8 protein-coding genes, 1 tRNA gene and 1 riboswitch are annotated in these 5,871 nt (G+C 68.0%); of the genes, 6 read left to right on the forward strand and 3 right to left on the reverse strand.

Features of this window, described 5'->3' with window-relative positions:
• The first annotated feature begins 96 nt into the window (after window positions 1-96).
• The 3 genes from rph (at window position 97) to rdgB (ending at window position 1,950) form a co-directional block, all read left to right on the forward strand.
• Window positions 97-834 carry a ribonuclease PH gene (rph, locus tag BFF76_RS28720; protein WP_053929886.1) on the forward strand — a complete coding sequence of 246 codons (738 nt, stop codon included), beginning with the start codon at window positions 97-99 and terminating at the stop codon, window positions 832-834.
• Window positions 835-936: 102 nt separating this feature from the next.
• Window positions 937-1,326, forward strand: a complete 390-nt coding sequence (locus BFF76_RS28725) for a hypothetical protein (protein WP_031100905.1) — start codon at window positions 937-939, stop codon at window positions 1,324-1,326.
• 21 nt (window positions 1,327-1,347) lie between these two features.
• Window positions 1,348-1,950 carry an RdgB/HAM1 family non-canonical purine NTP pyrophosphatase gene (gene rdgB, locus BFF76_RS28730; RefSeq protein ID WP_053929887.1) on the forward strand — a complete coding sequence of 201 codons (603 nt, stop codon included), beginning with the start codon at window positions 1,348-1,350 and terminating at the stop codon, window positions 1,948-1,950.
• A gap of 62 nt (window positions 1,951-2,012) precedes the next feature.
• Here the strand turns inward: rdgB and BFF76_RS28735 are convergent.
• From BFF76_RS28735 to bcp, 3 genes are all read right to left on the reverse strand, one after another.
• Window positions 2,013-2,096: transfer RNA gene (locus BFF76_RS28735), tRNA-Leu, on the reverse strand.
• Between the two features lie 204 nt (window positions 2,097-2,300).
• Window positions 2,301-3,797, reverse strand: coding sequence for a glycine betaine/L-proline transporter ProP (gene proP, locus BFF76_RS28740; RefSeq protein ID WP_031100948.1), 1,497 nt, complete (start codon window positions 3,795-3,797; stop codon window positions 2,301-2,303).
• Between the two features lie 142 nt (window positions 3,798-3,939).
• Entirely contained in the window at window positions 3,940-4,407 is a 468-nt protein-coding gene (gene bcp / locus BFF76_RS28745; protein ID WP_031100950.1) for a thioredoxin-dependent thiol peroxidase, read from the reverse strand.
• A 129-nt stretch (window positions 4,408-4,536) separates the two neighbouring features.
• Between bcp and BFF76_RS28750 the strand changes: the two genes are divergently transcribed.
• The 3 genes from BFF76_RS28750 (at window position 4,537) to BFF76_RS28760 (ending at window position 5,777) form a co-directional block, all read left to right on the forward strand.
• Complete coding sequence (locus BFF76_RS28750) at window positions 4,537-4,857, forward strand: DUF3618 domain-containing protein (protein ID WP_031100952.1); 321 nt, start codon at window positions 4,537-4,539, stop codon at window positions 4,855-4,857.
• Window positions 4,858-4,966: 109 nt separating this feature from the next.
• Window positions 4,967-5,302 (forward strand): GroES family chaperonin, encoded by a 336-nt coding sequence (locus tag BFF76_RS28755; RefSeq protein WP_051834804.1) that lies wholly within the window; start codon window positions 4,967-4,969, stop codon window positions 5,300-5,302.
• Between the two features lie 52 nt (window positions 5,303-5,354).
• Window positions 5,355-5,420, forward strand: a riboswitch (guanidine-III (ykkC-III) riboswitch).
• A gap of 36 nt (window positions 5,421-5,456) precedes the next feature.
• The gene (locus tag BFF76_RS28760) at window positions 5,457-5,777 is read left to right on the forward strand and encodes a DMT family transporter (RefSeq protein WP_031100955.1); all 321 of its coding nucleotides are present in this window, start codon (window positions 5,457-5,459) and stop codon (window positions 5,775-5,777) included.
• The last annotated feature ends 94 nt before the right edge of the window (window positions 5,778-5,871 follow it).

Consider the following 5,871-nt stretch of genomic DNA (forward strand, 5'->3'; position numbering starts at 1 on the left):
CCACGCGCAGGCCCCGCTCCGCCCCCGGCCGGCCCGGAGCGGGGCCTGCCGTGCACCCGGACGGACCCCGGCCCCTCAGCCGATAGGCTCGACGCCATGTCTCGTATCGACGGCCGCACCCCCGAACAGCTCCGCCCCGTCACCATCGAACGCGGATGGAGCAAGCACGCCGAAGGCTCCGTACTCATCTCCTTCGGCGACACCAAGGTCTTCTGCACCGCCTCCGTCACCGAAGGCGTCCCCCGCTGGCGCAAGGGCAGCGGCGAAGGCTGGGTCACCGCCGAGTACTCCATGCTGCCCCGCTCCACCAACACCCGCGGCGACCGCGAATCCGTACGCGGCAAGATCGGCGGCCGTACCCACGAGATCAGCCGCCTCATCGGCCGGTCGCTGCGCGCCGTCATCGACTACAAGGCCCTCGGCGAGAACACCATCGTCCTCGACTGCGACGTCCTCCAGGCCGACGGCGGCACCCGCACGGCCGCCATCACCGGCGCCTACGTCGCCCTCGCCGACGCCATCGCCTGGGCCCAGGGCAAGAAGATCATCAAGCACGGCCGCAAGCCCCTCACCGGTACCGTCGCCGCGATCAGCGTCGGCATCGTCGACGGCGTTCCCCTCCTCGACCTCTGCTACGAGGAGGACGTCCGCGCCGACACCGACATGAACGTCGTCTGCACCGGCGACGGCCGCTTCGTCGAGGTCCAGGGCACCGCCGAGGCCGAACCCTTCGACCGCGCCGAACTCAACGCACTCCTCGACCTCGCCACCGCCGGCTGCACCGACCTGGCCAAGCTCCAGGAAGAGGCACTCGCCCGCACACTCGGCGAGTAAAGAAGCAACCAAATACCCAGCGCACAGCGTCGTATCGGATACGGACGCACGGATCGAACCGTGCGTCCGTCCACGTATCCACCCCCGGGGAGGGACCGCACCATGGCCTCGCGCCGCAAGCACCGCACCGCACTCGCCGTCACGGCCACCCTGCTGACACTCACCGCCGCCGCGGGCTGCGGCGCCGTCGACAAGGCCCTCGACTGCGTCCGCACCGCCGACGCCATCGCCACCAGCGTCAACAACCTCCAGCAGGCCGTGTCCAGCGCCTCCGACGACCCGACCCAGGCCACAGAGGCCCTGGACCAGATCGACAAGGAACTCAAGGACCTCGGCGACACCACGGACAACGCCGACCTCAACAAGGCCGTCGACGACCTCCAGGCCGGGGTCACCAACGTCCGCGAGTCCATCGAGAAGGGTGACGCCACCCCGGACATCAACCCCGTCACGGACGCCGCCACCGAGATCGGCAAGGTCTGCACCCCGTGACCGTACGGCGATAATCGACGCATGACGCGCCTGATCCTCGCCACCCGCAACGCCGGGAAAATCACCGAACTCCACGCGATCCTCGCCGACGCGGGCCTGACCCACGACCTCGTCGGCGCGGACGCGTACCCCGACGTCCCCGACGTCAAGGAAACCGGCGTCACCTTCGCCGAGAACGCCCTCCTCAAGGCCCACGCCCTGGCCCGGGCCACCGGCCACCCGGCCATCGCCGACGACAGCGGCCTCTGCGTCGACGTACTCGGCGGAGCCCCCGGCATCTTCTCGGCCCGCTGGGCAGGCGCCCACGGCAACGACAGGGCCAACCTGGACCTGCTCCTCGCCCAGCTCTCCGACATCGACACCCCGCACCGCGGCGCCTACTTCGCCTGCGCCGCGGCCCTAGCCCTCCCCGACGGCACGGAACGCGTGGTCGAGGGCCGCCTCACCGGCACCCTGCGTCACACACCGGCCGGCGGCTACGGCTTCGGCTACGACCCGATCCTCCAGCCGGACGACGAGACCCGGACGTGCGCGGAGCTCACCCCGGACGAGAAGAACGCGATCAGCCACCGGGGGAAGGCGTTCCGGGCACTGGTGCCGGTGGTGCGGGAGCTGGTGGGCTGACACCCGAGGTACGCCGAAGGCCCGGTCGCAGCTTGCGCGAACCGGGCCTTCGATAAAAGGTGTGCGGCCGATGGGACTCGAACCCACATGGGATTTCTCCCACGACATCCTAAGTGTCGCGCTTATACCAATTCAGCAACGGCCGCCAGCCGCTGCCATCGTAGCGTTCATGCGGTTCGGGCGGGGTGCGTGGCCCCATCGAGGGCTGACCTGCTTCCCCGGCGCCACGTACCGGTGACCGGAGCAGTGAACCGTTGATCGGATGGTCACGTCCGTAGTGCGACGAGATGCGGAAGGGCCCGCACCGCTTCATCGGAAGCGGTGCGGGCCCTTCGAGCAGGAGCTGTGCGTCAGAACTTCGGCTCCGGACTCTGGGCGTGGACCAGGTCCGCCGCCTCCTCCGCCGTCTCCACCGAGGGCGGGGAGCCGGCCAGGGGCTGGTTGGCGGTCTCCTTCATGCAGGCCACCGCGATCACGCCGACCAGGGCCGCCGCCATCGCGTAGTACGCCGGCATGAGGTTCGAGCCGGTCCAGCTGATCAGGGCCGTGATCACCAGCGGCGTCGTGCCGCCGAAGACCGAGGCCGAGATGTTGTAGCCGACCGACAGGGAGCCGTAGCGGACGTTGGTCGGGAACAGGGCCGGAAGAGCCGCGGACATCGTGCCCAGCAGGCAGACCAGCGAGAGGCCCATCATCAGCATGCCGATGATGATCGCCGGGATGCTTCCCTGGCGGATCAGGAGGAAGGACGGCAGCGACAGGAACAGGAAGCCGAGCATGCCGGTCATCAGCAGCGGCTTGCGGCCGAAGCGGTCCGAGAGCTTGCCGAACTGGCTGATGATCAGCATCAGGAAGACCATGACGCCCAGCAGGATGAGCAGTCCGTGGGTCTCGCTGTAGCCGAGCTCGTCGGAGAGGTACGTCGGCATGTACGACAGCAGCATGTAGTCGGTGATGTTGTACGCGCCGACCAGGGCGATGCAGAGGATCAGCGTCGGCCAGTACTGGCGGAAGATCTTCGCGAGGTCACCCTTGGCGGTGGTCTCGACGTGGTCGGCGGCCTCCGTGGCGTGGGTGGTGCCGCCTTCCAGCTTCTGGAATGCGGGTGTCTCGTCCAGGCGGAGTCGCAGGTAGAGGCCTACGAGGCCGAGGGGACCGGCGACGAGGAACGGGATGCGCCAGCCCCAGGACTCCATCTGGCCCGTGTCCAGGACGGCGTACAGGAGGGTGACGAGCCCGGCGGCACCGACGTATCCGGCCAGTGTGCCGAATTCGAGGAAGCTGCCGAAGAAGCCCCGGCGCTTGTCGGGGGCGTACTCGGCGATGAAGGTCGAGGCGCCGCCGTACTCGCCGCCGGTGGAGAAGCCCTGGAGCATACGGAAGAAGATCAGCAGGACCGCGGCCCAGACGCCGATGGTGTCGTGGGAGGGGATGAGACCGATCGCGAAGGTGCCGATCGCCATGAGGATCATGGTGAGGGCCAGGACCTTCTTGCGGCCGATCTTGTCGCCCATGGGGCCGAAGAACATCCCGCCGAGGGGCCGGACGAGGAAGGCCACGGCGAAGGTCGCGAACGACGAGAGCAACTGGGTGGTGTCGTTCCCGGACGGGAAGAAGACATGCCCGATGGTGACGGCCAGGTAGGAGTAGATGCCGAAGTCGAACCACTCCATGGCGTTACCGAGCGACGCAGCCTTCACCGCGCGCTTGACCGCCTGGTCGTCGGTGACGGTGATGTCCGTCCGACGTAGCCGGGGGTTCTGGCGCTTCCGGATGGCCCGGAAGAGCGCGGGGTGACGTTTGACCGCATCAGGGTCGGCCGCCTGGTGGGGGTCGGAGGCCGCCATGGCCGGTTCCTTTCGTCGAACGGTGTTCCAGGAAAGGCTTCTGCGCAGTCATGGCGGTTGCAAACCGAATCTGCGGCTGTTTGCGACTTCGGTCACACTCTTTTGGGCAGGGATCGTCCCGAACCGCGTCAGATCAGATCGTTCAGATCCCGAGATCCTTGATGATCTTGGCGACGTGTCCGGTTGCCTTGACGTTGTAGAGGGCCTTCTCCACCCTGCCCTCTTCGTCGACCACGATCGTGGAGCGGATCACTCCCGTCACCACTTTGCCGTAAAGCTTCTTCTCGCCGAACGCGCCGTAGGCCTCCAGGGTCTCCTTGGAGGGGTCGCCGACCAGTGTGACCTTGAGGTTCTCCTGCTCGCGGAACTTCGCGAGCTTCTCCGGCTTGTCGGGAGACACGCCGATGACGTCGTATCCGGCGCCGGTGAGGAGGTCCAGGTTGTCGGTGAAGTCGCAGGCCTGCTTGGTGCAACCGGGGGTAAGTGCTGCGGGGTAGAAGTAGACGATGACCTTGCGGCCCTTGTGGTCCGCGAGCGAGACGTCGTTCCCGTCGGCGTCAGGAAGGGTGAAGGCGGGGGCGGTGTCGCCGGTCTGCAGTCGCTCGCTCATGTTTCTCCTCGAGTGGCACGCGGGATGTGTGGCACCGAGCGTAATAGGGGGTGCCGCCGGGTGTAGGGGCGGCCGAACTGACAGACTGTCGATGAAGGTTTACCCGACGACGACCACGGAGGCGGCGCAGTGTCGGATACGAGGACCCCTGCGCAGATCGAGGCGGACATCATCAGCAGGCGCGAGCAGCTTGCGGTGGTGCTGGACGAGATCGGGGTGCGGGTGCACCCGAAGACGATGATCGGCGACGCGAAGGCGAAGGTCGCCTCGACGGTGGACCGTACGGCCGGGCGTGCGTACGTCGCGGTGAACCGTTCGGTCTCGGACGTGAAGGCGCAGTTCGTGGCCGAGGACGGTTCGCCGCGGCTGGAGCGGGTGATTCCGGCTGCGCTCGTGGTGGTCGGTGCGGTGGCGTTGCTGACCGTTTCGATGCAGAGCAAGCGCCGCTGAGGGCGGGTTCCTCGCGGCGCGGCAGGCGTCGCAGGCGTGTTCCGGGCGGGCCCTGGGGCGTGCGGAGCGGCTCGGGGCAGGTAGGTTTCGGAGCGTGAGCGACAACGGCATGAGCACCACCGACGACAAGCTGCCGATCCGGATGCTGCACGACCGGGTGCTGGTCCGGTCCGATTCGCCCGAGGGCGAGCGGCGGTCGGGTGGCGGCATCCTGATCCCGGCGACGGCGGCGGTGGGCCGGCGTCTCGCATGGGCCGCGGTGGTTGCCGTGGGCCAGAACGTGCGGACAGTGGAGCCGGGTGACCGGGTGCTGTACGACCCCGAGGACCGCGCCGAGGTCGAGGTGCGGGGTGTGGCGTACGTGTTGATGCGTGAGCGGGATCTGCATGCGGTGGCTGCGGACCGGTTCGAGGGTTCGGTGGATTCGACCGGGCTGTATCTGTAGGTGTGTGTGGTGAGTGGGCCTGGTGACCGTTGTCACCGGGCCCTTCGGCTGTTTGTTGCTACGGTGGTGTGACCCCGACGAGACGCGCCGTACCGGGTTTCCGCAAAGACGACGCACCCGTGTTGTTCGCGTGTTTCGTCGTGGAGGTGCCGTCGTGGCGTGGGTTCTGCTGATCGTCGCCGGTCTGCTGGAAGTGGGCTGGTCGATCGGGATGAAGTACACCGAGGGGTTCACCCGGCTGTGGCCGAGTGTGTTCACGGGGCTGGGGATCGTGGCCAGCATGATGCTGTTGTCGCATGCGGCCAAGACGCTGCCGATCGGTACGGCGTACGGCGTGTGGGTGGGGATCGGTGCGGCCGGTGCGGCGGTGCTGGGCATGGTGGTGCTGAATGAGCCGGTCACCGCGGCCCGTATTTTCTTCGTCTGTCTGCTGCTGGTGGCGGTGGTGGGGCTGAAGGCGACGTCGGGGCACTGAGTGCGGGTGTTCAGGGGCGGGCGGGGCCGTGGTGGTCCTGCCCGCCCCTGCTGCGTGGGTCGGTCCCGGGGCTCGCGGGTGCCCGGTCCGGTAC

Source organism: Streptomyces mutomycini (genome assembly GCF_001700505.1).
Classification (GTDB): Bacteria; Actinomycetota; Actinomycetes; order Streptomycetales; family Streptomycetaceae; genus Streptomyces; species Streptomyces mutomycini.

What these genes read in the sequence shown, in the direction of transcription:
- proP (WP_031100948.1), bottom strand. Translation starts at nt 3,797, where the DNA reads ATGGCGGCCTCCGACCCCCACCAGGCGGCCGACCCTGATGCGGTCAAA.
- bcp (WP_031100950.1), bottom strand. Translation starts at nt 4,407, where the DNA reads ATGAGCGAGCGACTGCAGACCGGCGACACCGCCCCCGCCTTCACCCTT.
- rdgB (WP_053929887.1), top strand. Translation starts at nt 1,348, where the DNA reads ATGACGCGCCTGATCCTCGCCACCCGCAACGCCGGGAAAATCACCGAA.
- BFF76_RS28755 (WP_051834804.1), top strand. Translation starts at nt 4,967, where the DNA reads ATGAGCACCACCGACGACAAGCTGCCGATCCGGATGCTGCACGACCGG.
- BFF76_RS28725 (WP_031100905.1), top strand. Translation starts at nt 937, where the DNA reads ATGGCCTCGCGCCGCAAGCACCGCACCGCACTCGCCGTCACGGCCACC.
- rph (WP_053929886.1), top strand. Translation starts at nt 97, where the DNA reads ATGTCTCGTATCGACGGCCGCACCCCCGAACAGCTCCGCCCCGTCACC.